The organism is Arthrobacter sp. SE2, from assembly GCF_058244265.1.
This window is the reverse complement of the sequence record NZ_JBZAYA010000005.1, coordinates 258,204-283,315: the sequence shown is the minus strand read 5'-3', so window position 1 is coordinate 283,315 and position 25,112 is coordinate 258,204. Positions and strand designations below refer to the sequence as shown.

The following is a 25,112-nucleotide window of genomic DNA, read 5'->3' as shown; positions in this document are numbered from 1 at the left end:
GGCACAGCAAGATGGACGCCATCGTTGAAAACCTGAATGTCTTCGGGAACGGCTTCCTGGCCACCCTCGGCCTGGTTGCAGTCTCGGGACTGATGTCTCTTGCCGCCGGAATACTCCTGGCTTCCTTCTCCATCTCGCCGGTTCCCCTGCTCCGGACACTTAGCACCGTCTACGTGTCCCTCATGAGGAACATTCCGGCCGCCGCGCACTTGTTCTTCACCATCTTCATCCTGCCGCTGCTCGGATTGAAGCTCGATTTCTTTGCCCTCTCGTTTATCGGCATCACGGTCTACTTCGCCGCGTACTACTGCGAAGCGATCCGTTCCGGCATCAACGCGATCGGTCCAGGGCAGTTTGAAGCCGCCCGATCACTCGGGCTCAAGAAGATCCAAACCTTCCGTTTGGTGATTCTTCCCCAAGGCATGCGCAATTCGGTGCCGCCTCTGATCAACACGACCATCGCACTGGTCAAGGTCACCGCAATTGCCGGCGTCTTTGGCGTCACCGAACTGTTCGGTGCCATGCTCCAGCTGATCAACACTAACGACTCCGCGGTCATAGCCCTGATGCTTTTCACCGCAGCCCTCTATTCAGCGATCACAATTCCGGCCGCGCTGGCTGCAGCCGCCCTAGAGCGAAGGGTGGTGTTCAGTTCCTGATGGCTGTCACACTTTACGATGCACCGGGTCCCCTCGAGCAACGGCGGATCCGTACTTGGTCGATCATCCTTTCCGTTCCGGCCCTCGCTGGCCTTGCCTTCGTGCTGACTACGCTGGGCGGCCAGGGTCTGCTGGACGGCGAGCACTGGGCAATCCTGGGCCAGCCCGATCTGTTGCTGGCACTGATGACGGGCGTCGGGGCAACCTTGCAGGTCGCCGTCGTGTCCGTGGTTCTGTCCCTGATCTTCGGCTTGCTTCTGGCGTTGGGCCGCATGTCGGTGCGGCGCTGGATCAGCGTGCCGTCGCGTATCTGGATCGAAGCCTTGCGGGGCCTTCCCGAGCTGCTCTTGGTCTTCTTCATCTACTTGGGCGTCCCGGCGGTGACCGGAGCCAGCATCAGCACCTTCTGGGCGCTGGTCGTAGGCCTTGTCCTTTACGAGAGCGCCTCCTTGGCCGAGGCCTTCCGGGCTGGTTTCCTTGCCCTGCCCCGGGGCCAAGCCGAAGCAGCCCACGCCTTGGGGCTGAGGACCGTGAAGACGTTGCGGTTCGTGCTGCTGCCCCAGGTCATCCGGCAGATTCTGCCTGCCCTGATCAGCGAAATGGTCCGGGTCACCAAGGCCTCATCCCTCGGCTTCGTGGTCGGTTACACCGATCTCCTGCTGACCGGTGAACAGTCCATCGAATTCCTGGGTGGCCAGTATGCGGTGCCGATCTTCACAGCGGTGGCGGCCCTGTACGTCCTCATCTGCCTGCTGCTCACCAAAATCTCGCACATCCTGAGCGCGCGCCTGACACCGACACGGAAATCCGGCGACGGCGGCAAGGGGCCCCGCGCAGCCGTCCCCGTTTCAACGATGGCGTCCGGTCCGGACAACCACAACAGCGCCAGGCCCCAGCCCGGCGTCGATCCCACCCTAGAACTACGTAAGGTATGACTTTGCGAAACGACACCATGATCTCCATCCGCGGGATCCAGAAGTGGTTCGGCCACTACCACGCCCTCCGCGATATCGACCTCGACGTCAAGACCGGTGAAGTGGTCGTGATCCTCGGCCCCTCCGGCTCAGGTAAATCGACGCTCTGCCGCACCATCAACCGCCTGGAAACCATCGACGAAGGCACCATTGAAATCGATGGCCAGGAACTGCCCAACGAAAGCGGCCCGCTTGCTCAGCTGCGTTCCGAGGTCGGTATGGTCTTCCAGCAGTTCAACCTCTTTGCCCATATGACAGTCTTGGAAAACGTGACGCTTGCGCCCGTCCAGGTGCGCGGCCAGAAGCGTGAAGTCGCGGAGAAACGCGCCATGGAGCTGCTCCAGCGCGTGGGTGTCGAGGCCCAAGCACACAAGCGTCCGGCCCAGCTCTCAGGCGGACAGCAGCAGCGCGTTGCCATCGCCCGGGCCTTGGCCATGGATCCGAAGGTCCTGCTCTTCGACGAGCCGACGTCCGCCCTGGACCCCGAGATGATCAAGGAAGTCCTGGATGTCATTGTCGAACTGACGAAGGGCGGCATGACCATGGTGGTGGTCACCCATGAAATGGGCTTTGCGCAGACGGCCGCCGACAGGATCATCTTCATGGCCGAAGGCCGCATCGTGGAGGAGAACACCCCGAAGCAGTTCTTCACAGAGGCCAAGTCCGACCGTGCCCGGGACTTCCTCAGCAAGGTGCTGTAGAGACCACGTGCCGCCTTTCGCCGCCCACACCATGCCCTTTGACACAGAATGACGTGAATCCCATGACCCGAAAAATCGTCGACGTCGACGTCCTGGTAACCAGCCCGAGCCGCAACTTCGTCACCCTCAAGATCACCACCGACGACGGCATCGTCGGTTGGGGTGACGCCACCCTGAACGGCCGCGAACTCTCCGTCGCGAGCTACCTCCGCGATCACCTCGGCCCGGCCCTGCTCGGCAGGGACGCAGACCGCCTCGAAGACACCTGGCAATACTTTTACAAAGGCGCGTACTGGCGCCGGGGGCCAGTGACCATGGCCGCGATCGGAGCCATCGACCTCGCCCTCTGGGACATCAAAGGCAAGGCCCTCGGTGTTCCGGTCTACCAGCTCCTGGGCGGCGCAGCCCGCGACAAGATCCTCACGTACACGCACGCCACCGGCTGGGACCTGCCCGAACTGTTGGACTCGGTTGACCAGCGCCGTGAACAAGGCTTCCGCGCCGTCCGCGCCCAGTCCGGCGTCCCTGGGCTCGACAAGGTTTACGGCGTCACCAAGGGTGCCGCGAGCTACGAACCCGCCGGCCGCGGTGCCGGACCTGTCGAAGAAGACTGGGACACCGCCGCCTACCTGCGCCACGCACCAAAGATCCTCACCGCAGTCCGTGAGCACGTCGGCCCCGAGCTCAAGCTCCTCCACGACGTCCACCACCGCCTCAACCCGACCGAGGCAGCCCGGTTGGCCCGCTCGTTGGAAGAGGTGGATCTGTTCTGGCTCGAGGACGTCACCCCCGCGGAGAACCAGCGGTTGCTCCGTACGCTGCGACAGCAGACCACCATTCCTTTGGCCATCGGCGAAGTATTCAACACCGTCTGGGATGCCGAGTTGCTCATCACTGAACGGCTCATCGACTACATCCGCACCGCCGTCGTACATGCCGGAGGCATCTCCCACGTCCGGAAGATCCTGGCCTTCGCTGAGGTGTACCAGATCAAGGGCGCACCCCACGGCCCGTCCGATGTCTCCCCCATCAACCTGTCCGCATCACTGCACCTCGGCCTGGCCACGAGCAACTTCGCCATCCAGGAATACATGGGCTACGACCCCCTGGTGTCCGAGGTCTTCCAATCCAGCTTCCGCTTCGAAGACGGATACCTGCACCCCGGTGACGAGCCTGGCCTGGGCGTCCAGGTGGACGAAGATGCCGCAGCGCGCTTCCCGTACAAGCAGGCCTACCTGCCCATCGCCCGGGAGCTCGACGGCTCCATGAAGGACTGGTGACCCATGGCCACGCCAAGCCTCCCCCAGCTGAACGCCGAAACACCCGGAATCCTGCGCCGAACTGTCGCCCCTGCACCCGGCATCGTGCACCTCGGCTTCGGAAACTTCCATCGCGCGCACCAAGCGGTCTATACGGATGCCGCCGTCGCGGCGCAGGGCGGCGACTGGGGAATCATTGGGATTTCCAGCCGTTCCTCAGCCATCACCGATGCCATGCACGCCCAGGACATGCTCTACACGGTCGTCGAAATCTCGCCCGAGGGATCCACGTTCTCGACCCCGCGCGTGCATACGGACGCCTTTGTCGCGGCACAGGAACCACAACGCGTCGTGGCCGCCATTGGCGCCGAGACCACGCGCATCGTATCCCTGACGGTCACCGAAAACGGCTACACCTACAGCCCCGCGACTGGCTCCTTGAACGTTGCCGATCCTGACGTCCGGCACGACCTCGCGAACAGCTCAGTCCCCCGGACGCCGATCGGGCAGATCGTCCGCGGACTCCAGCAGCGGGCGCGCACTCATGGCAAAGCAGTGACGGTCCTCAGCTGCGACAACCTGGCAGACAACGGGCACCACACCCAACGCCTGGTACGCGAATTCGCATCACTGCTCCCGGCCGGCGAGGCCGCCGAGACGGTGCAGTGGATCGATGCCAACGTCACCTTCCCCTCGTCCATGGTGGACCGGATCGTACCCGCCACGACGGACCACTACCGCAGCCTCGTCGCCGAGCAACTCGGCTATGCGGACCAGATCCCCGTGCCAGCCGAGCCCTTCACAATGTGGATCCTGGAGGACAACTTCATAGCGGGCCGCCCGGCATGGGAGGCTGCGGGGGCTATCTTTACTGACGACGTCGCGGCGTATGAGCAGCTCAAGGTCCGGCTCCTGAACGGCACCCACTCGCTGATCGCCTACCTCGGAGCCCTGTCCGGTGCGGCCACCATTCCGGACGCCACGGGCATCGACTACATCGAAACCGCCGCGCGCCGCGTCCTCCGCGACGAGTACCTGCCGAGCGTGACGGTGCCCGCAGCCGTCGACGTCGACGCTTACGAGGAGCAACTCTTCTCGCGTTGGCGCAACTCGGCATTGGGGCACCGAACCAGCCAGGTGGGCAGCGATGGCTCCGTCAAACTCCGCCAGCGGATCCCGATTCCTGCCTTGGAAATGCTCGACGCCGGTGCGATGCCCCACTACCTCGCCCTCACCGTCGCCGCGTACCTGTCGTGCATCGCACCCCTTCAGGGATTCGACCCCGGCAACCACGCCAACGAGATGCAAGATCCCGCCCGGGAAACTCTCCAGGAGCTCGCAGCGGGATCCACGTCCGGAAGGGACCTCGCAGCCAAGGTACTCGGCGAACACCATCTTCTCGGCGACGAACTCGCGACTCGTGAAGACTTCATCCGCCGCACTGGTGAGCTGATCGACATCATCCACCGGCAAGGCCCCCTCGCCGCCGCAAGCGCGGCAGCCGAGTCAACCTCACTTCTTCCCGCACAGACCCGGAGCATCCGATGACCACCCAAGCAATCCGCCGCGCCGACGGATCCTCCGTGCCGCTGACCACGGAAGCGGCCGTCCTCCACGGAGCGGGCGACATCCGCATCGAACACAAACCCCTGAAGCCCCTCGGACCGAACGATGTCCTGGTCGAGATGCGCTCGGGCGGCATCTGCGGCTCTGACATGCACTATTTCGCCGACGGCCGCAACGGCACCAACCTCCTTCGCCAGCCCACGGTTCTCGGCCATGAAGGTGCGGGCGTCGTCATCGCACGCGGTGAGGCGGCCAGCATCGTCGCGGGCACCGCCGTCGTGATTGAACCCGCGTTGCCGTGCCGGAGCTGCCCCACGTGCCTCTCCGGACGCTACAACCTCTGCCCAATGGGGACATGCTTCGGATCCCCGCCCACCGACGGGCTGTTCGCCCGTCACGTGGTGGTGCCTGAAGCCGCGCTTCACGTTCTGCCGGACGGCATCCCTGCCGAGATCGGAGCAGCGATTGAACCGCTCGCCGTCGCCGTCTGGGCGGTCGAACGGGCCCAGGTACAGGCAGGGCACCGGGTCCTGATCACCGGCGCCGGTCCGATCGGGCTGCTCGTGGCACAAGTCGCGGCCTCCCGTGGCGCGTCGGAGATCGTCGTGACAGACGTCAACGACGACCGCCTTGCCGTAGCGGCCCGGTTCGGGGCCACCCGGACCATCAACACCTCGGTGACGGCCTTGGATCTGAAAGCCATGGATCGCCTGATCGAATGCTCCGGCAACACCAGGGCGCTGGCTGACGGCATGCTGACACTGGCCCCAGCCGCCCGGGCCACCGTGGTCGGACAGGCCCGTCCCACCGTCGACGGGATCCCGCTCGGCTTCCTCCAACGTTTTGAAATCGATCTGGTGACCGCGTTCCGGTACGCCAACGCGTTTCCGACGGCGATTCAGCTCGCCTCCACGGGGGTGGTGGACCTTCGGTCAATCATCACCGCCACGTTCCCCCTGGCCAACGCCGCGGCCGCACTCACGGCCCCCGTGACAGACCCCACCAACCTCAAAGTCCTCATCACGTACTGACTCGGCCCAAGTACGGGCCAGCGGACATCCATTCAAAGGAGTATGGAAATGACCACAGCAGCAAACCTCCCGCCCACGCCGGTGGACCAAAGCAAGGTCCGGAAGGCCGCCATCGCCGGCCTCATCGGCACCACGCTTGAACTGTACGATTTCGTCATCTACGGCACGGCCTCGGCTCTGGTCTTCAGCAAGCTCTTCTTCCCCAACATTTCCCCAGCGGCGGCGCTGCTGGCAAGTTTCAGCACCTTCGCCGTCGGATTCCTGTTCAGGCCCCTCGGCGGGATCTTCTTCTCCCACTTCGGTGATCGACTCGGCCGCAAGTGGGTCCTGGTAGTCACCCTGCTGCTCATGGGTGGAGCGACGCTGGCGATCGGGCTCCTGCCGACCTTCGGTCAGGTAGGACTCTTGGCCCCGATCCTGCTGTGTGTCTGCCGCGCGGCGCAGGGCTTCGGCGCCGGAGCGGAGCAATCGGGCGGCGCAACACTGCTCACCGAATCCGCCGCGCCTGGAACCCGAGGCAAGCTGGCGTCCCTCATCATGGTCGGCGCCGCCGCCGGAACGGCACTCGGAGCACTCGTGTGGATCGCGGCCCAGTCGCTTGCACCCAACGACATGCTCACGTGGGGCTGGAGGCTCGTCTTCCTGTCCAGTATCTTCGTCACCATCGCCGCGCTGGTCATCCGGCGCAAGCTGGACGAATCACCGGTCTTCGAGGAGATCAAGCAGGCCCGCACCGAACCCCCGGCACCCCTGCGGGAAGTTGCCAAATACGGCAAGGCCAACGTCCTGCGCGTCATCCTGATGAACCTCGGCGTCAGCACGCAGTCCTACACCATCCAGGTGTTCATGGCGTCGTACCTCATCACCGTGATCGGAACGGACCCGAAGTTCATTCCTCCAGTGCTGCTCATCGGTTCGCTCTGCGGCGGCGTCGCGGCTGTGTCGTTCGGAATCCTTTCCGACAAGATCGGACGCCGGCGCGTCGTCTCACTCATCACCGGCGCCCTCATCCTCTTCCCCGCCCCTGCGTTCCTGCTGCTGACCACCGGCTCGCCGGTAGCCATCGTGTTGGTAATCGTGGTCGGCTTCGTGCTGGCCTGCCAAGGCGTTGTGGGCGTGCACATGAGCTACTTCCCCGAGATCTTCGGCAGCCGCTACCGCTACGCAGGTGTCACCTTGGGGCGCGAGTTCTCTTCCATCATCGGCGGAGGCATCGCTCCCATGATCTGCGCGGCGCTGCTGGGGATCTTCAGCAACTCGTGGATTCCCGTGGCGATCTACATGTCCCTGACCATGCTCATCAGCTTCATCGCGACCCGCATGTCACCCGAAACCCTGAACCGCGACCTCACGGATCCCGAGGATGCGGCACACGGCACAAGCGTCGTCGTGCCGATAACCTCCGAAGCGCAGCACGTCCAGTAGCACCCGAAGGGCTCCCGACGGCGGCGAGTGCCGCCGTCGGGAGCCCCCCGCCAACCAAGATACGAAGGACAACCAATGCTCAGCCTCGAGAACCCGGGCACGGCTTCCCGCCCGGCACCGTCCGCCATCCTCCGCGACTCCAGGGTCGTTGCAGTGCTGAGGGCCCGACGCGCGAAGGACTACGCCCCCGTCATCGAGGCCCTCCGGGACGGCGGTGTGCTCAGTATCGAGCTGACCCTGAGCACACCGGGAGTATTCGAGGAACTTCCCCTGCTTCGGGAGCGGTTCGGCGAATCCGTGGAAATCGGCGTCGGCACGGTGACGACGTCCGCCGAGGCCGAAACGGCACTCGACCTGGGCGCCGCGTACGTCGTGACGCCCATCACCGAACCGGACGTCATCACCGCCTGCACTCGACGCGGGGTGCCCGTCTTTCCTGGTGGGCTCACCCCCACCGAGCTCCACACCGGTTGGAAGCTGGGCGCCACGGCCGTCAAGGTCTTCCCCGCCTCCACGGTCGGGCCCGGCTACATATCGCAACTCCGCGGCCCCTTCCCCGACATCCAGGTGGTCCCTTCCGGCGGCGTCGACATCGATGACGTCCCGGCCTGGATTCGCGCAGGAGCTTTGGCGGTCAGCCTGGGAGGACCGCTCCTCGGCGACGCTTTCAAAGGCGGGAGCCTGACTGAGTTGACCGCGCGGGCGCGACGGGTCCGAAACTTCGTTGATGAGGCACGTGAATCCCTATGAGTCACGGAACATATGTCGTCACCCTTGGCGAAACCATGGCGCTCATGGCTTCGGACAAGGCCGGCCCGCTTGCCCATGCGTCCACCATGAGCCTCGGCATCGGAGGGTCTGAGTCCAATGTTGCCATCGGCCTGCAACGTTTGGGTGTCCAAGCCGTCTGGTGCGGCCGCGTCGGCGCGGATTCCCTCGGCCAGCTTGTAGAACGGGAGATCCGCGCTGAGGGCGTGGATGTCCGCGCCATAGTCGACTACGACGCGCACACGGGCCTGATGATCAAGGAACGCCGGACCCCCACAGCCCAGAAAGTCGCGTATTACCGATCCGGCAGTGCGGGCTCACGGATGGTCCCCGACGACATCGACGAACGGCTGATTGCCGGGGCCGTCCTGCTCCACGTCAGCGGAATCACCCCGGCGCTCTCTCCACAAGCCGCTTCCACCCTTCACTACGCTATCGCCGCGGCCAAAGCAGTCGGCGTTCCGGTCTCTTTCGACCTGAATTACCGCAGTAAGCTCTGGAACGCCGAGACCGCCGGAAGTGCCTACCGCGAGATTATCCCGGACGCCGACATCGTTTTCGCCGGTCTCGAAGAGGCCGAACTCGCGGTCGGGACAGTCCGCGACGCCGAAGAGGCCGCCAGGCGCATCGCGGCCCTGGGTCCCAGCCAAGTGGTTATCAAGTTGGGTGCAGGCGGCGCTTTGGCATTCGTCGACGGCGAGGTTTTCAGGCAGGGCGCACTGGTCATCGATGCCCTTGATACCGTGGGCGCCGGAGACGCGTTCGTCGCGGGCTACCTGGCCGAATTCGTCGGAGGCTTGGAGGCTGAGGAGCGTCTTCAGACAGCCGTCAGCACGGGTGCTTTTGTGTGCCTCGTCCCCGGCGACTGGGAGGGGCTCCCCCGGCGCGATGAACTGCCACTCCTCGGGAACCACGAACCGGTCAGTCGATGAGCAAATTCTTCATAGGGGCCTATGCGGCAGCACCAAGCTTGAACGGTTGGGATCCGTCGGCTGAAGGCAGCTTCCTCAAATCCGTCCTGGAACTCGACGGCGTTGCCGGCCTCGAAGTCCCCTTCGCGGGGAAGCTGCACAAGGACGACGAATCCTGGTTCTTGCGGCAGTTGCCCGAGCAAGCAGACTTCATCGTGACCACCATTCCGGGGACTATGGCCCGCCTTGGCTCAGACCCCGGCTTCGGCTTGGCTTCAACATCCAGTGCCGGGCGCAAGGCGGCAGTCGACTTCATTCGAGAGGCGCTGAACGCCGCCGAGAGACTCAACGAAAGCCTTGCGCGAGCCGCGGTTGTTGCCGTTGAAATCCATTCAGCGCCTTGGGCAGATGGACAGCGGGCTTCTGCGGCCGCCTTGGCCGATTCGCTGAAGGAAATCTCTGGCTGGCCGTGGAACGGTGCGCAGATTGTGCTTGAGCACTGTGACGCATTTGTCCCCGGCCAAGTGCCTTCCAAGGGATTTCTCCCGCTCCACGTTGAAGCGGAAACAGTGCACCGGGTGAACGAGTCAAGTGGCCGCTCCATGGGCATCGCCGTCAATTGGGCGCGTTCAGTGATCGAGCAACGCAGCCCGGATGCCGCTCTGGAGCACATCAACTTCCTGCGCGGGAGTGACCTGCTCGGAGGGTTTGTGCTCTCCGGCTGCGCAGGGATTGATACCCGGTACGGTGCGGCGTGGGCCGATGTGCATGTTCCTCCTGCACCTCCAACCTCGCTGCGCGCCCGTCAGGACGACGAATCGCCTGGGGACCTGGATGTCCTCGAGTCGGGGTCCCTCTTGACGGTGGACCGCATGGAGGAATGCCTGCGCGCTGCGGGTCCGGCGAGCGGCGAAGATTTTCGCGGAATCAAGGTTGCCGCCCCTCCGCACGCAACAGTAGAGCAACGCGTGGCAGTCATCTCGAAAACGCTCGAGCTGGCCCGAGCTGCGGAGAGGCAGAACGGGCGAAGCGGGACAGCCCCGTAGCGGGAAGGCCGAATAGGCCTTCCCGCTACGGGATGCGCGCGCTGGAGCCCGCCTTCTGGCCGGGAACCTAGCGCTTGCCGGCGTCCGAATTGCTCTCGGCGTGGGCGCGGTCCGGCTGAGGGTGGTCCTCGCCCTTGGATTCGTGGTCCGTCTTACTATGTCCGGCGACTTCGTCCTTGGCTTCGTTCACACCGTCGTCGTCGCGATCGGCGGCCTGAACCGCCGGCACATCGGACGAAGGTGAAGCCTTGGGAGGAGCCGGGGCCGGCGAACTCGGAGTCGGGGCTGGCGCCGGGGCCCCGGGCGCATCCCCAGCTGGATCCTCAGCGGCGGGAGCCGACGGCGAGGGGGCCGGGGACTCCGTCTCAGGAGCCTTTACAGGGGGCACCGCCGTCGTCGGGGAAACCGACGACGGCGGGGAGGATACCCGAGGAGCCGACGACGGCGCGTCAGCCGATGCGGTGGACGCTGGGGCCGGCGCTTCGGTAGTGGTGATGCTGGTAAAGGCGGCGGCGCCGCCTCCTGCTGCGATGGCACCCGCTGTGATCATCGTGATCACGGTTTTACTGGCTGCGAGGCTGGTCAGAATAGGCATTGGAGACCTCCGGAATTCTCTTCTTGATTGCTCATTGGATATTTCACGGACTGGGTTGCGGTTGCCTTACCGCGCGTTCCGGTATCGGAACTCCCGCAGCCAACGTAGGCACAGATGAGGCTGGATATCAGCCCTTCGGACGGGAGATCCAGCCTTTGTTCACCCACCGTTCATCTCGCCCGGCGACTTTCGGCCGAACCGTAACCTTCCCCTAGAGCCTGACGATTACCCCTGAGGGGACGAATGTCCATGGCCCGGCAAGCGGGCCTAAACTGTACGGGCTCCGTCGGTTCGAAGAAAGCGAGGTGAAACCGTGCCTGATGGCCCTATTGCTGGAGACAGCGATGCCCTTGTAGCTGGTCGGTACAGGCTGGGAACCTTGATCGGCCGCGGCGCCACCGCGTCAGTGCGCCGGGCGCAAGATGAGAGGCTAGGCCGCGACGTGGCGCTGAAGCTCTTTTCTCCCCTGCTCGGCGGGCCGGACGAGCTTGCCCGGCATGAAAACGAGATGCGGCTCCTGGCGACATTCAATCATCCCTCACTCGTCACTCTCTTCGACGCCGGTACCGACGATCGGGACCCGGAGCATGCCCGGACATTCCTCGCCATGGAACTGATTCACGGTCCGGACCTGTATGCCAGATTGCGAGGCCGACCGCTGTCGACCCAGGACGTAGCCCATATAGGAGCGGATCTGGCTTCCGCCCTGGACTACGTCCATGGGCGCGGGATCATCCACCGCGATATCAAACCCGCGAATGTCCTCCTGCCTGATGCCCCCGTAGGATCCCCCATCCGGCCCAAGCTCACAGACTTCGGGATCGCCCGGATCATCGAGGGAACGCGCCTGACCGCAACAGGCACGATGGTGGGAACCGCCGCCTACCTGAGCCCGGAACAGGCCACCGGCTCTGTCCTCGGACCGTCAAGCGATATCTACTCCCTCGGACTCCTCCTCCTCGAATGCCTGACCGGAAAGCTCGAATACCCGGGAACCAGCGTGGAGTCGGCCGTTGCGAGGCTCCACCGCCCACCCCGTGTACCGGAGGCCCTGGGGGCGCGCTGGGTTGACCTCCTCACGGCCATGACATTGACTGAACCTTCTGCGCGGCCTGGCGCACTAGAGGTTGAGCAAGCACTTCGGAGTGCCTTCGGTTCCGGCGTCCCAGCGGCGATACCCGCTGGCGCCAACGGAGCCACGCAGGCCCTTCCCCGCATGCCCGACCGCCCGCCCCGCACCGCCAAGGCAACCATCCAGATGCGGGTGCAGCCCGAGGCAACGGCGAGGCGAGGGAAGCCCGTAAGCCGCGCGCGCAGATCGGCGTGGGCTGTCGGCGCCGCACTTCTGACCGCCGCCCTGGTGATCGTTGGCGTGAGCGCCTTCCAGCCGCCTGCTCCCGCGGCCCCGGACCCGTCCGTCTCGGCAACGCCCACGCCCAACACCCCTACGCCAACACCCTCACCCAGCATTGAGCCATCCACGCCGGCTGCGCCTGTTCCGGTGGCACCGGCACCGGGACATCACAAGAGCAACGGCAAGGGAAGTGGCGGTTAGGAACCGGCGCTGAGCTGACGAAAGCTAGCTTTGCGGGTCGTACTTGAACTCGCGGAGCTCCTGCGGGCAACGGCAGGCCGGACGGCAACGACCCGTTTGACTACCGTCCAGGTGCATCGAAAAGGGGAGGGTCGGCGCGCCGACCCTCCCCTTCGTCCCTGCTGTTGCTAGATTCCGCCGTCGCGGGTGTCCCGGGTCACCATGCGGTCCCCCGTGACCGGGTCAACCGTGGCGCGGCTTTCGCTGATTCGGCGGGTCCGGCGCGGGCCGAATACGAAAAGGGAAACGATCAAGCCGATGACGCCGACGACCATGAGGATGTAGCCGACCATATGGAGGTCGATGAAAGACACGACATCTCCGGGGATGGCGAAGGCCAGGATGGCGCCTATCGCGATAAGGAAGATGGATGATCCGATTCCCACTGCTGTACCTCCTGCTGAACCGCGGACCCGGCGGTGGCGGGTATTACTAAGGTTACTTTGCATCGCCAAAGCTACACGTCAGCACCTCATCCGGCAACCACGCGCCGCGGATCCGGCATCCGAGCGGCATATCGCTAAAACACTAAGGGTGCTTTGTTTTTTGGTGACCGCCGGGTACGGTCCATTAGAGGACGACCATATGTGTCTATTGGGGAGGTCAGCGAATGGCTGGGAAGTTTGAACTGTTTGTCGATGCCCGGGAACGCTACAGGTTCCGGCTGAAGGCAGCGGACGGGACCGTCATGGCGGTCTCGAAGGATTTTGAGACCAAACGCGCCGCAGTGGTGGGAATCCGCGAAGTGCGGGCATGTGCGGGAATGGGACTGATCACGGACCTGTGTCCAAGCCAGCCGGCCGCATCGGGGGCGGCACCGGAAGCCTCCTCCCCTGCCCCGGCCGAAGAGGGGCAGCCCCGGGTCCGGAATTGGCTGGGCCGAACCTCTGTCGTCCGTAGGCGCACCCACAAAGCGCTGACGTCCAAGCGTTGGCTGAACCCGGTCAAATAGAATTGGGTCAAATAGCACCGAACTGCAGAAATGGCCGGGACTCATGAGTCCCGGCCATTTCCATTGCATTCAGTTCGACTTCATGGCTTCCGGCGGTTGGGTGGTCCATTCGGTCTCGGTGGCCCGCATCCAGGGATACGGCAGGAGTTCCTCCAAGCCGACGCTTCCAACCTCTCCCCCGGCATCAACCAGGACAGTTGCCTCGGCCCCATAGTTCCGCAGCAGCTCCCGGCAAACTCCGCAAGGATTGGTGACCTGGGGTTCGCCGTATTCGTCCATGCTCACTGCGACGGACGACCGGATAGAGGCTTCTTGCGCAATGCGGGCATTGGCGAGGGCGCTGGATTCGGCACACACGTTGATTCGCTTCGAGCCGATGTGAAGGCCTAGGTAGATCGCCCCTGACTCGCCCCGCATCGCCGCGGCCACCCGATGGTTCTCGCCGTGGTGAGCCGTGAGAAGCAGCTGACGGGCAGCGGTGTAGAGCTCCACGTCGGACTGACTGAGGTCAAACGAGATTACATTCCTAGCTTCCAATGAAGATGCCATTCTTCCGCCGGGCGAGCACGTAGAACACAATGCTCAACACGGACAGGACGGCGACGTAAACCGGGAAGATCCACGATGCATTCATGGACTGGAGCCAGACCAGGAGGTAAGAGGCCGTGCCGCCGAAGATGGCGACGCCAATTCCGTAACCGAGGGAAGTTCCGGCGCCGCGGCAGGACTTGGGCATCAGGGAACTCGTGACGACGTTGTACAGGGTCATGTTCAGCACCAGGACAACCGAGCCGCCCAGGAGGACCGCGGCGAATCCGCCGATGCCCGGACGGACGTACATGAGCATCAGGAAGACCGAAGGAATGGACAGTGCGCGGGTGATCAGGAACCACTTGGAAATGGACTTGCCGTCTGCGAACTTGCCGACCACCAGGCTGCCGACAACTAGAACCACTCCAAGAATGGTGGTGAGGGCGAAGACAGCCGTGGCGTCTTCCTTGAAGCCGCTGCGGGCCGCGGTGGGCAGTCCCGTGTTCCAGGCGTAGTTGTAGGCTTGCGCCGCTCCAACGACGAAAGTAATGGCCAGTACGCTCAGCCAATGCTTGCGCACCCCGCCCCAAACAGCTTTCGAGGAGTTCTCCGCTAGCTCCTCGGGCCGCATGGTTTCCGGAAGGGTCCGGCGAAGGTAGACCACGACGAAGCCGAAGATTGCGCCCACGATGAAGGGAACACGCCAACCCCAGTCGGCCATGACAGCCCCGCTCAACATCAGGCTACACAGGTAGCTGACCAGCGAGGCGAGGAGAATGCCTGAGTTGACGAAGAAGGAGATGATGCCTGCGACGAACCCTTCGCGCCCCACGGGAACCAGTTCGACTGCGTGTGCGGTGGAAAGCGGAGCTTCAACACCGGTGGAGATGCCCTGCACGATGCGGCAGATCAGGAGGATGACGCCGGCAGCGCCGCCGATCTGCTGGTAGGTCGGGCACAGGGCGATGATCAGCGTGGTGATCGCCATCATCATGATGGACCAAAGCATCACTTTTCGACGGCCGATTCTGTCGGCGAAAGTACCGAGCAGGACGCCGCCCAGCGGACGGAACGCGAAGCCGACGGCGAAGACCGCCAGGGCGTTAAGGGTTGCGGCGGTGGGGTCCTGCGAGGGGAAGAACTTTGGCCCGATGAAGGCCGACAGGAGTCCGAAGACCATCCAGTCGTACCACTCAAGGGTGTTCCCGAGTCCGAGGCCCAGCAGCCCACGGCGGATTTCCGGAGAGAGCCGGGATTTCCGGGCGCTCTCCGGGCCATTCTTGACGACAGTGTCAGTCATGATTCTTTCCTTCCTCCGCACCTTCGCGGTGCGTGAGGGTACGGATCACCGTTGACATCCAAGGGGTATGGACGGTGATCGAAACTATCATTTTGGCTTGGTCCGGCAGGGCCGAACCAGCTCACCTCATGGGAAGCGAGTTAGCCCAGATAGCTACGCGTGCCTCTTCGTAGCGCTTTGAAGCAAACGGGGACATCCAGTCCGGTAAGGGGAGCGTGGATGGCTTGCTTGGATGCCGCAGGATCAGTATGGGAAACACGAGGGTGGACGTGGGGCTGGGCTGGGCCTTCCGCCAGAAGGCTGAAGCGCCCGCGTCTCTGATCGTGTTGCAAACTTCCCCACGTGATGCGACTCACTTAACTATATTGAAGATATTCACCAGGTCAATGCTTTTTGATAAATAGCCCGCGCCGAAAAAATCTTCACCAAACCATTGATTCGCTAAAATTTTTCACTATAGTTATGTGAGTCAGCTCACCGAGAGAAAGCTGGATCATGACCAACGAGATCATCACGGCATCCTCACCGGCCGGCACGAGCGCGCTTCTGGCAACCGTCGGCAACAAGGTCCGCACGATGCGCAAGGACAAGGGGATGACCCTGTCCAAACTCTCGGAAATCACCGGTCTCAGCCCGGCGATCGTCAGCCAGATCGAACGTGGGCTGGCCAATCCGTCATTCACCACGTTGGCACAGCTGGCTCATGGCCTGGACATTCCCGTCGGGAAATTCTTCATCGGCCAGGAAGAGACCAGATCGCCGGTTGTCCGCAAGGCCGAACGGCGAAACCTCAAAGGCGTTACCAAGAAGTCCGTGGGAGAAGCAGTCTATGAGCTCTTGACCCCGGACCTCAACGGCGCCTTGGAGGCCCAATGGATCGTGAGCCCGCCAGGCCACGACACCAGCGCCACTCCTTTCCGCCACAGCGGCGAGGAATTCGGCATCATCCTCTCGGGAAGGAAAGACATCTTCCTGGACGGCCAGTGCTACACGCTTGAGGCGGGCGATTCGATCACCTTCTCGTCGGATACGCCTCACTGGTACAAAAACAGCTACGAAGAGGTATGCGTAGCAATCTGGGTCAACGCCCCTCACGTGTGGTGATCACCCGGCGCTAGCCGCCGCTTGCTTCCATACACGCACGGACCCTTGGACGTCCGTTCGCAAACATCTCCCCTTTCCGTGTTCAGGTCCCGCGGGACCTCTACTCGTCATGCCCTCTGCCAGGCCCCGCTCGCTGCGTCCATCGCCGCGGGCTCCACCTGAGCACCTCGTCTATACCCCGGCAACCGTTCCAACGGCATGCCCGCCGGGAAGTAAGGATCCTCCTCCATGAACTCCTTTGCCAGCACATCGTCACTGGAACTCAGTACGACGACGGCGGACCTCACCGCACCCGTCATCTCCCGCTCCGACGTCCTCGTGGTCGGCGGTGGGCCCGCCGGCGTGGCCGCCGCGGTCACCGCAGCACGGTCCGGCGCATCCGTCACGCTCCTGGAGCGCTACTCTTCGCTCGGTGGACTTGCCTCCGGAGGGATGGTCCTGGTGCTCGACGACATGATCAACGGCCAGGAAATCACGGTCACCGGCATCGTTTCGGAGTACGTGGAACGCCTGGAGAAGCTCGGCCTGGCCATCGTTCCGCCCGCCGATGACCGCAAGACCTCCGAGGAACTCTGGAACAAGTGGGGCCGCTACGGCACCTTCGACTTCCACTCCCACACCAACCCCAAGCCGATTTGCTACGCCGCTGCCTTTGACCCCGACGGCTGGAAGCGGGTCTCCAACGACCTCGTCCGCGAAGCCGGGGTCAACCTCCGTCTGCACTCCTGGTTCTCCCGTCCGATCGTGGACAACGGCGTCATCAAGGGTGTCATTTGCGAGACCAAGTCCGGCCCGCAGGCGTTCATGGCGGACATCGTCATCGACACGACCGGAGACATCGACGTCGCCTCCCGTGCCGGCGCGAGCCACATCAAGGACAGCTACCTCACCACGCTCGTTTTCCGCCTGGGCAACGTTGACACCGCTGCCGCAGAGGCTTTCGAGCAGGCCAACCCGAAGGAAGCCCGCGCCATCAACCGCACCATCAAGCGCCTCCTCGGCGGCGCCTGGGAACTGTGGTGGCTCAAGACACCGATCGACGGCGTCGTCTGGTGCAATGCTCCCCACATGACCGGATACGACGGCGTGGACCCGGCGGACATGACCGCCGCCGAGTTCGCCGCACGGGACCGGATCACCGAGGCCGTTGAGTACGTCCGCGCCCACCTGCCGGGCTTTGAGAAGTGCTACATGCTCGACGTCGCCTCCCAAATGGGCGTAAGGCAAACCCGCCTGCTCGAGGGCGAATACGTCATGACGAAGGACGACGTCACCTCCCGCCGCCACTTCGCGGACACCGTGGCCCGCGGCCGCGATTACTACTACCCGTACCGCTCACTGCTTCCCAAGGAAGTGGACCAGCTGCTCGTCGCCGGCCGCCACTACTCGGCCACCCCGGAAGCGCAGAAGATGTCCCGCGAGATCCCGCCCTGCATGGCCATGGGCCAGGCAGTCGGCGTCGCCGCGGCGCTGGCGGTCGAAAACGGCACCCTCGTCCGCGACGTTTCCGCCCTGGACATCCAGCAGGGCATGCGCCGGCACGGTGCGGACCCGGGCGACGTCCCGTCATCGAACGCTACCGTCGACAGCGAAGCGGTGGTGGGGGCATGAGCACCGACACCCTTCTCGATGAGTTTGAGGAAACCACGACGGCGGTCGTCGCCGCCGCTGCCAAGCCCAACAGCATCCCGCTCCCGCTCGACGGCATCAAGATCGTGGACTTCACGCAGGTGTTCATGGGACCGTCCTGCACCCAGCTCCTGGGCGACTACGGCGCGGACATCATCAAGGTGGAACGTCCGGGTGCCGGCGATATCTCGCGCAACTCGTTCCCGGACAAGGACGGCCAGGACAATCCCATCTTCCTGTCCATCAACCGGAACAAGCGCAGCGTTTCCGTGGATACCCGCACCGACGAGGGCAAGGCCGTCCTCCGCCGGGTCATGGCCGACGCCGACGTCGTCGTCAGCAATTTCCGTTCCGGCGTGATGGAGCGGATGGGCTTCGGCTACGAAGAACTCAAGGCGGAGAACCCGGGCATCGTCTGGGCTTCCGGCACGGGCTTCGGCCCGGTTGGGCCTTACTCCCACAAGGGGGGCCAGGATGCGATCGCACAGGCTTACTCAGGCGTTATGTGGCGACGCGAGTCCGACGAGATGAAGCCGGCCATCTACCCCACCACGCTGTGCGACTACATCACGGGCATGCACCTCATGCAGGGCATCCTGCTGGCATTGCGCACCCGGGAGGCGTCCGGCGTCGGGCAAAAGGTCGAGGTGACAATGTACGACTCCATGCTTCACCTGCAGATGCAGGAGGCGTGCATGCAGCTCAACCGCGGCTACGAAGTCAATTGGGGCGCCATGCCGCTGAGCGGCGTCTTTGAAACCACCGACGGCGCCGTCTGCATGGTGGGCGGTTTCACCCCCGATCCACTCGCGCGGATTTCCGAAGCGCTGGGCCTGGAGGAAGACCTCACCCAGCGGCCGGAGTTCGCCAACCTGGAGCAGCAGTTCAAGCACAAGCCGGCCCTGCAGGCGATTTTCCGGGAGCGCATCGCCACGAACACCACCGAGTATTGGACCAACCAGCTGGAAAGCCAAGGACTGCTCAACGCCCCCGTCCACACCTTGGAACAGGCCTTGGCCGATGCGCAGACCGAGGCCAACGGCATGATCGTCGAGGCCGAGCACCCGGGCGTCGGCACCGTGAAGATGCTCAACGCTCCCATTCGCTTGTCTGCTACCCCGCCTTCCATCCGGCGCGTAGCGCCGCGGCTCGGCGAGCACAACGTTGAGGTCCTCCTGGAGAACGGCTTCGACGCTGAAACCATCGAGCGCCTACAGAAATTGGGAGTTCTCCGGTGACTGTTTCGATGGATGAGAAGAAGATCGTTGACCAGGTCACCCTGACCATCGAAAACCACGTGGCCACTGTGGTGATCGACCGCCAGCACGTGCTCAACGCGGTGGACGGGACTGCCCAGGCCAGGCTCAATGACATCTGGAACCAGATCGAAGCCGATTCTGACGTTCGCGCCGTCGTCATCACGGGCGCCGGAACGCGGGCGTTCTGCGTCGGGGCCGACATGTCCGCCTCTGCCGTGGACAAGACCGGCCTGCAGTACTGGGCGGAGCTTGACCCCAACGGTTTCGGCGGACTGAGCCTGCGCACGAGCCTGGACATTCCGGTCATTGCCCGGGTGAATGGCTACGCGCTGGGCGGCGGCATGGAGATCGTCCTCGGCGCCGACATCGTCGTCGCCGCGGACACGGCCCGCTTCGGCCTCACCGAACCGCGCGTCGGGCGCTTGGCGCTCGACGGCGGCATCCACCAACTGGTGCGCCGCGTCCCCTACACCCAAGCGATGGGCATGCTCCTCACAGGCCGCAAGGCCGAGGCTGCGGAAATGCAATCGATGGGCCTGGTCAACGAAGTGGTACCCGCGGAGGAGCTCGACGCCGCGGTGCAGCGCTGGGCGGACCAGATCCTCGCCTGTGCGCCCAGCTCCGTCCGGGCAGTCAAGCAAATGGTCAGCAGGACCAGCCACCTGAGCGCGGCGGAAGCCCGCGGCCTCAGGCTGCCGGCGCTCATGGCCGCACTCGACAGCGAAGACTCCGCCGAAGGCGTGCGCGCCTTCCAGGAAAAGCGCCCGCCTGTGTGGCCGGGCCGCTGAATGCAGCACGAACAGATGCAAGACACCGAACTTCAGCACGAACGGAAGGACAATCCAATGCGGGAATCACTGACACCCGGCGTGTGGGGCGTCGTCGCCACGCCATTCCAGGGCAGCACCCTCGATCTGGACACCGACAGCCTGGCCCAGTTGGTGGAGCACTATGAATCCATCGGCGCCACAGGGCTGACCGTCCTGGGTGTCTTCGGCGAGGCCGCCGCCCTGACCGCAGCGGAGCGCAGCCTCGCGCTGGAAGTCGTCGTCGAAGAAACCCGATTGCCTCTCGTGGTCGGTGTGACCTCGCTCTTCACGGGCACGGCTGTCGAAGAAATCCGCGCTGCCCAGGCCGTGGCGGGAGACCGGATCGCGGCAGTCATGGTGCAGGCAAATTCGGCACGGCCGGAGGTGGTCATCGCGCACCTGAACGCCATCCACCAATCCACCGGCGCCAAAGTTGTCCTGCAGGACTACCCGGTGGCCAGCGGTGTCAGCATCAGCACGGAAGCACTCAGTTACGTGGTCCAGGCCTGCAAGTTCGTTATCGCGGTCAAGGCCGAGGCACCGCCCACCAGTGTGGCCATCGCCCACTTGGCGGCCGCCGTCGACGTTTCAGTGTTCGGCGGGCTGGGAGGTCAAGGGCTGCTGGACGAATTGGTGGCCGGCGCAGCCGGCGCCATGACGGGGTTCTCCTACCCGGAAGCCCTCGTGGCTTGCGTCCGTGCCTGGCAATCGGGCGGTTACGACGCTGCCCGGGACGCACTGCTTCCGTACTTGCCGCTCATCAACTTCGAGCAGCAGGCCCGGATTGCCTTGGCGGTCCGGAAGGAATGCTTCCGCGAGCGGGGCATCATCAAGGACTCCGGTGTCCGCCCGCCCGCGGCTCCTTTCCCGGAGGTCCTCCGGAACGGAATGCTGACGCACCTGGCTGAAGCGGCCCGGGCCTTGGATCTCTCCCTTACCCCCACCGCCCACACAGCAGGAAGGTCCTAATGGACTTCGGAATCAGCGGAAAGACGGCATTCGTCGCCGCCTCCACAGGAGGGTTGGGACTAGCCGTCGCCCGCGGCCTCGCGGCCGAAGGCGTCCGGGTGGCCATCACGGGCCGGCGTGGTGAACTGGCCGAGAAGATCGCGGCGGAGCTGCAGGCAGACGGCCACAGCGCCGTGGCCGTCGAGGCCGACCTGAGCACCTTGGACGGCGTGTCCGCCGCCGTCGAACGCGCAGTGGAACTGCTCGGTCCCATCGACATCCTCGTCCTCAACGGCCCCGGGCCCAAGCCCGGGGCAGCCGCGAGCCTTGCCGCCGAGGACATCGCCGCTGCGTTCGAGCTGCTCGTGAAGCCGCACCACGCCCTTGTCTCGAAGATCCTGCCGGGGATGCGCGAGCGGCGTTGGGGACGGATCCTGGCCATCGGATCCAGCGGAGTTGTGGCACCCCTGCCCAACCTCGCCGTCTCCAACACGGGCCGCGCAGCATTGGCGGGGTACCTCAAAACCCTTGCGGCGGAAGTGGCCCTCGACGCCGTCACGGTCAACATGATCCTGCCCGGACGCATCGCCACCGACCGCGTCGCCGAACTGGACCGGGCGGCGGCCAAGCGCCGCGGCACCACGCCGGAGGAAATCCAACTCGAATCCCGCAAAACCATTCCGGCCAGACGCTACGGCGAACCGGAGGAATTCGGCGCCGCCGGCGCGTTTCTCTGCAGCGCCCCGGCTTCCTACATCACCGGCGTCGCGCTTCGCTGTGACGGAGGCCTAATCCGGAGCCTCTAGGCGCCGATCTCCGCCCGAACAGCCCTAATGCCCAATCCCAACCGCTAAGCCAAAGGATTACCATGACTTCCACCGCCACCGAATCCGCAACGTCCACCCGCAAGGATGTTGCCGCAGCGCAGCACCTGATCAACGGCGAATGGATCGGAGAACCCGAAATCCAGCGAATCAACCCTGCCCGCCCGGAGGAACTTGCTGCCCTCTCCCCGCGAGGCACCGCCGATGACGTCGACGCGGCCATCACCGCCGCTGCCGCCGCCCAGCTGGCTTGGGCAGCCCTGCCCGGCCCTGCCCGCGGGGCCATCCTCATGACCGCCGGCAACCTGCTCCTTGAGCGCCAAAGCGCGATCGCCGAGGACCTTGTCCGCGAGGAAGGCAAAACCCTCGCCGAAGCCAAGGGAGAGGTCAAGCGCGCCTCGGACGTCCTGCGCTTCTTCGGCTCCCTCGGCTGGGCCGCCACCGGCGAAGTGTTTCCCAGCGGACTCCCGGACACCACCATCACCACCCGGCGCGAGCCGCTCGGCGTCGTCGGGCTCATCACCCCCTGGAACTTCCCCATCGCCATCCCGGCATGGAAGGCCGCCCCCGCACTCATCAGCGGTAACGCCGTGGTCATCAAGCCGGCCGAACTCACCCCGCTCTCCGCGACGCACCTTGCCCGTGCCCTGCAGGACGCCGGGCTTCCCGCCGGAGTATTCAACGTGATCCACGGCAAGGGCCGAGTGGTCGGAGACGCTTTGGCACGCGATCCCCGCATCGCAGGGCTGTCCTTCACCGGATCCACCAAAGTGGGGCTCGGACTCCAGGAAATCCTGAATGCTCGCCGCGCCCGCGTCCAGCTCGAAATGGGCGGCAAAAACGGCGTCCTGGTGCTCGATGACGCCGATCCGCAGAAGGCCGCCGCGGTAGTCGCAGCCGGCGCGTTCGGACTCACGGGCCAGGCGTGCACTGCAACGTCGCGCGTCTACGTCACCCCCGGCATTCGTGACGCGTTCCTCGAAGCCCTTGTTGTGGAGGCCGCGGGCTACACCGCCGGTGACGGGCTCGACGGCGCCAAGATGGGCGCTGTGGTGAGCAGCCAGCAGTTCGAACAGGACCAGGCCGCGGTGCGCACCGCCGTCGAACGCGGCGCCACCCTCCTTCACGGAGAGTACGACGGCGACCCCTCCGGTGCGCTGCTCTTCCCAGCCGCTGTCCTCACCGACATTGCCCTTGACGATGCCGCCGTGACGGAGGAAATCTTCGGTCCGGTAGTCGCAGTCCTGGAGGTTCCCGATTACGAGGCCGGCCTCGCCGCGATCAACGACTCCCGCTACGGCCTCACCGCAGGCATCTGCACCGATTCTTTGGCCTTGGCCACGGACTTCGCCGCGCGGGCGCAGGCCGGAGTGATCAAGGTCAACCGTCCCACGGCTGGCCTGGACTTGAACGTGCCGTTCGGTGGCGTGAAGGACTCCTCCACGAACACCTTCCGCGAGCAGGGCAAGTCCGCACTGGACTTCTTCACTTGGGGCAAGACCGTTTACACGGGTGTTTAGCGCGTCATGACCTACGTGATCGCGCAGCCCTGCGTGGACGTCAAGGACAAAGCCTGCATCGATGAATGCCCCGTGGACTGCATCTACGAAGGCGAACGCTCGCTCTACATCCACCCGTCCGAATGTGTGGACTGCGGCGCCTGCGATCCCGTGTGCCCGGTCGAGGCGATCTACTACTCGGACGACGTTCCGGATGAGTGGGCAGATTATGTCCGGGCCAACGTCGAGTTCTTCGAGGAGCTCGGATCCCCGCAAGGAGCATCGGCGCTGGGGAACCTCGGCCGGGACCACCCGGTGGTTGCAGCGGCGCCAGTACCTGGCTGATGTTAAGCGGCCAGCCTGGCCTGGATCGCCTGTCGAAGCGACTCCAGGCTGGGCAGGCCGGAGAGGCCGCCGGCCGTACGGTAGACGCGACACGTCATGGCCGGCTCTGCTGCAGAGGGGAAGAGGTCAATTCCGTCCACCGTGAATGTCGGGGATCCGTGGAATCCGGACGCTTCGGCCTCTTCGTCGGTCGTGATCTCCCTGGCCGCAATCACGGCCGGGTCGTTCCCTTCCAGTTCAACGGCCCGGGCGAATAGTTCCCGGGCCGCGGTGCCATGGGGACAGTCCTGGATGGTGAGCAATTCGAAATCCATGACCCCCATTATCCGGCACCGCGCTGTCAGGCTCACAGCAGGTCAGCGTGATGCTCCGCGACGACGTTCGGGTGGGCACGAAGACGGTAACGGAGGGCGTTGTCGCCGTAGGTTTCCAGAATCGGACTGTTCGTCGGGTCAACCGACAAGCCACGGGCTTTTGCCTGGAACTCCGGGCTCACGGCAAGCTGCGGCATGGCCGCGTCAAGTGCAGGGTTGTAGAAGAACGGAAGGGAAATCCGGTCCGTGCCTCGAAGCGGTGAGATGACCCGGTGCAGAGTCGCCTTGAGGTAGCCGTTGGTGGCCAGTTCCAGCATTTCGCCGATATTGACCACGAAAGTTCCCGGCACTTGTGGAGCGTCGATCCACTTCCCTTGATACTCGACCTGGAGACCGCCCTTTCCTGGCTCAACGAGGAGGAGCGTCAGTACTCCTCCGTCACGGTGGGACCCCACGCCCTGCTTGGGTTCCGGGTTCGACTCCCCTGGATATCTCACAATCTTGAGGACAGGGAAAGCCCGTGCGGCGAATGCCGCATCAAAGGTGTCCTCGGGCGCTCCGAGGGAAACTGCCAGGGCACGCAACAAGGCAAGGGAGATGGTGCTCAGCCGTTCGGTCCATTCCGAGACAATCTCCCGCATTTCCGGCAGCGCGGCCGGCCACAGGTTGGGTCCCTCCAAGCGCCAATATTCCGCGAGACCCTGGCCCGGCTCAACTGCGTCGCGCTCGACTCCGATGTCAATCTGCTCGCGCCAGTCGATCCCGCCGTCCGTGAGCTCGCCGCCGACGCGGGTGTAGCCGCGGAACTGGGGGCTGTGGACATTCTCGATTGCGAGCTTTTCTTCTTCCGGCAGCTCGAAAAAGCGGCGCGACACGTCGAGAATGGCGTCCGTTAACTCCGGCGGGATGCCGTGGCCGGCCAGGTAGAGAAAGCCAACCTCATGCATGGCATTGCGCAGTTCGTCACGGAACCGGGCGGCCTCTTCCGGGCCTGCGTCCAGACGGGAGAAATCGATCACGGGCAATGTATCGAGTGTCAATGCACTTTGTCCTTTTCATCGAATGTCGC

General features: G+C 64.4%; 26 protein-coding genes. 20 read left to right on the top strand and 6 right to left on the bottom strand.

Translation table 11 applies throughout. From position 1 onward, the window contains the following. Positions 1–11 precede the first annotated feature (11 nt). The 10 genes from AC4CS3_RS09720 to AC4CS3_RS09675 all read left to right on the top strand — a co-directional run bounded on the left by AC4CS3_RS09720 (position 12) and on the right by AC4CS3_RS09675 (position 10,340). Positions 12–659: an amino acid ABC transporter permease gene (locus tag AC4CS3_RS09720; protein WP_490783257.1), complete on the top strand. Its 648-nt coding sequence runs from the start codon at positions 12–14 to the stop codon at positions 657–659. Further along, positions 659–1,594: an amino acid ABC transporter permease gene (locus tag AC4CS3_RS09715; protein ID WP_490783256.1), complete on the top strand. Its 936-nt coding sequence runs from the start codon at positions 659–661 to the stop codon at positions 1,592–1,594. The genes AC4CS3_RS09720 and AC4CS3_RS09715 overlap by 1 nt, the downstream gene beginning before the upstream one ends. After that, complete coding sequence (locus AC4CS3_RS09710; RefSeq protein WP_490783255.1) at positions 1,591–2,334, top strand: amino acid ABC transporter ATP-binding protein; 744 nt, start codon at positions 1,591–1,593, stop codon at positions 2,332–2,334. Before AC4CS3_RS09715 ends, AC4CS3_RS09710 begins: the two co-directional genes overlap by 4 nt. A gap of 62 nt (positions 2,335–2,396) precedes the next feature. Then, positions 2,397–3,614, top strand: a complete 1,218-nt coding sequence (gene manD, locus AC4CS3_RS09705; RefSeq protein ID WP_490783254.1) for a D-mannonate dehydratase ManD — start codon at positions 2,397–2,399, stop codon at positions 3,612–3,614. Between the two features lie 3 nt (positions 3,615–3,617). After that, entirely contained in the window at positions 3,618–5,141 is a 1,524-nt protein-coding gene (locus AC4CS3_RS09700; protein WP_490783253.1) for a mannitol dehydrogenase family protein, read from the top strand. Beyond that, positions 5,138–6,190 (top strand): alcohol dehydrogenase catalytic domain-containing protein, encoded by a 1,053-nt coding sequence (locus AC4CS3_RS09695; RefSeq protein ID WP_490783252.1) that lies wholly within the window; start codon positions 5,138–5,140, stop codon positions 6,188–6,190. Before AC4CS3_RS09700 ends, AC4CS3_RS09695 begins: the two co-directional genes overlap by 4 nt. Before the next feature lie 48 nt (positions 6,191–6,238). Further along, entirely contained in the window at positions 6,239–7,615 is a 1,377-nt protein-coding gene (locus tag AC4CS3_RS09690; protein WP_490783251.1) for an MFS transporter, read from the top strand. 75 nt (positions 7,616–7,690) lie between these two features. Beyond that, the gene (locus tag AC4CS3_RS09685) at positions 7,691–8,365 is read left to right on the top strand and encodes a bifunctional 4-hydroxy-2-oxoglutarate aldolase/2-dehydro-3-deoxy-phosphogluconate aldolase (RefSeq protein ID WP_490783250.1); all 675 of its coding nucleotides are present in this window, start codon (positions 7,691–7,693) and stop codon (positions 8,363–8,365) included. Next, entirely contained in the window at positions 8,362–9,315 is a 954-nt protein-coding gene (locus tag AC4CS3_RS09680; protein WP_490783249.1) for a sugar kinase, read from the top strand. The genes AC4CS3_RS09685 and AC4CS3_RS09680 overlap by 4 nt, the downstream gene beginning before the upstream one ends. Next, the gene (locus AC4CS3_RS09675) at positions 9,312–10,340 is read left to right on the top strand and encodes a DUF4862 family protein (RefSeq protein ID WP_490783248.1); all 1,029 of its coding nucleotides are present in this window, start codon (positions 9,312–9,314) and stop codon (positions 10,338–10,340) included. Before AC4CS3_RS09680 ends, AC4CS3_RS09675 begins: the two co-directional genes overlap by 4 nt. Before the next feature lie 67 nt (positions 10,341–10,407). On the opposite strand, the gene AC4CS3_RS09670 is transcribed toward AC4CS3_RS09675, so the two are convergent. Further along, complete coding sequence (locus AC4CS3_RS09670; protein ID WP_490783247.1) at positions 10,408–10,935, bottom strand: hypothetical protein; 528 nt, start codon at positions 10,933–10,935, stop codon at positions 10,408–10,410. A gap of 313 nt (positions 10,936–11,248) precedes the next feature. Between AC4CS3_RS09670 and AC4CS3_RS09665 the strand changes: the two genes are divergently transcribed. Then, a complete protein-coding gene (locus tag AC4CS3_RS09665) occupies positions 11,249–12,490 on the top strand; it encodes a serine/threonine-protein kinase (RefSeq protein ID WP_490783246.1) in 1,242 nt (413 codons plus the stop codon). A 167-nt stretch (positions 12,491–12,657) separates the two neighbouring features. Here AC4CS3_RS09665 and AC4CS3_RS09660 read toward each other — a convergent pair whose 3' ends face one another. Beyond that, positions 12,658–12,915 (bottom strand): DUF6458 family protein, encoded by a 258-nt coding sequence (locus tag AC4CS3_RS09660; protein ID WP_490783245.1) that lies wholly within the window; start codon positions 12,913–12,915, stop codon positions 12,658–12,660. Positions 12,916–13,139: 224 nt separating this feature from the next. Here AC4CS3_RS09660 and AC4CS3_RS09655 point away from each other — a divergent pair, with 224 nt between their 5' ends. Continuing rightward, positions 13,140–13,481: a YegP family protein gene (locus tag AC4CS3_RS09655; protein WP_490783244.1), complete on the top strand. Its 342-nt coding sequence runs from the start codon at positions 13,140–13,142 to the stop codon at positions 13,479–13,481. 69 nt (positions 13,482–13,550) lie between these two features. Here AC4CS3_RS09655 and AC4CS3_RS09650 read toward each other — a convergent pair whose 3' ends face one another. Together AC4CS3_RS09650 and AC4CS3_RS09645 are read right to left on the bottom strand one after the other, a co-directional pair. Continuing rightward, entirely contained in the window at positions 13,551–13,973 is a 423-nt protein-coding gene (locus tag AC4CS3_RS09650; protein WP_490783243.1) for a cytidine/deoxycytidylate deaminase family protein, read from the bottom strand. A gap of 34 nt (positions 13,974–14,007) precedes the next feature. Beyond that, a complete protein-coding gene (locus AC4CS3_RS09645) occupies positions 14,008–15,312 on the bottom strand; it encodes an MFS transporter (RefSeq protein ID WP_490783242.1) in 1,305 nt (434 codons plus the stop codon). A gap of 495 nt (positions 15,313–15,807) precedes the next feature. Between AC4CS3_RS09645 and AC4CS3_RS09640 the strand changes: the two genes are divergently transcribed. The 8 genes from AC4CS3_RS09640 to fdxA all read left to right on the top strand — a co-directional run bounded on the left by AC4CS3_RS09640 (position 15,808) and on the right by fdxA (position 23,729). Further along, entirely contained in the window at positions 15,808–16,416 is a 609-nt protein-coding gene (locus tag AC4CS3_RS09640; protein ID WP_236810629.1) for a helix-turn-helix domain-containing protein, read from the top strand. Positions 16,417–16,644: 228 nt separating this feature from the next. Beyond that, complete coding sequence (locus AC4CS3_RS09635; RefSeq protein ID WP_490783241.1) at positions 16,645–18,027, top strand: FAD-dependent oxidoreductase; 1,383 nt, start codon at positions 16,645–16,647, stop codon at positions 18,025–18,027. Further along, a complete protein-coding gene (locus AC4CS3_RS09630) occupies positions 18,024–19,283 on the top strand; it encodes a CaiB/BaiF CoA transferase family protein (protein WP_490783240.1) in 1,260 nt (419 codons plus the stop codon). Before AC4CS3_RS09635 ends, AC4CS3_RS09630 begins: the two co-directional genes overlap by 4 nt. An 8-nt stretch (positions 19,284–19,291) precedes the next feature. Beyond that, a complete protein-coding gene (locus AC4CS3_RS09625) occupies positions 19,292–20,092 on the top strand; it encodes an enoyl-CoA hydratase-related protein (protein ID WP_490783289.1) in 801 nt (266 codons plus the stop codon). A gap of 57 nt (positions 20,093–20,149) precedes the next feature. Beyond that, positions 20,150–21,082: a dihydrodipicolinate synthase family protein gene (locus AC4CS3_RS09620; protein ID WP_490783239.1), complete on the top strand. Its 933-nt coding sequence runs from the start codon at positions 20,150–20,152 to the stop codon at positions 21,080–21,082. Then, complete coding sequence (locus AC4CS3_RS09615; RefSeq protein ID WP_490783238.1) at positions 21,082–21,867, top strand: SDR family oxidoreductase; 786 nt, start codon at positions 21,082–21,084, stop codon at positions 21,865–21,867. Before AC4CS3_RS09620 ends, AC4CS3_RS09615 begins: the two co-directional genes overlap by 1 nt. Positions 21,868–21,929: 62 nt before the next feature. Further along, on the top strand, positions 21,930–23,405 hold the full coding sequence (locus AC4CS3_RS09610; RefSeq protein WP_490783237.1) for an aldehyde dehydrogenase family protein: 1,476 nt from the start codon (positions 21,930–21,932) through the stop codon (positions 23,403–23,405). A 6-nt stretch (positions 23,406–23,411) separates the two neighbouring features. Next, positions 23,412–23,729 (top strand): ferredoxin, encoded by a 318-nt coding sequence (gene fdxA / locus AC4CS3_RS09605; protein WP_366178054.1) that lies wholly within the window; start codon positions 23,412–23,414, stop codon positions 23,727–23,729. A gap of 2 nt (positions 23,730–23,731) precedes the next feature. On the opposite strand, the gene AC4CS3_RS09600 is transcribed toward fdxA, so the two are convergent. After that, positions 23,732–24,043 carry a hypothetical protein gene (locus AC4CS3_RS09600; protein WP_490783236.1) on the bottom strand — a complete coding sequence of 104 codons (312 nt, stop codon included), beginning with the start codon at positions 24,041–24,043 and terminating at the stop codon, positions 23,732–23,734. A 32-nt stretch (positions 24,044–24,075) separates the two neighbouring features. Then, positions 24,076–25,083, bottom strand: coding sequence for an isopenicillin N synthase family dioxygenase (locus tag AC4CS3_RS09595; RefSeq protein WP_441414219.1), 1,008 nt, complete (start codon positions 25,081–25,083; stop codon positions 24,076–24,078). Positions 25,084–25,112 lie beyond the last annotated feature (29 nt).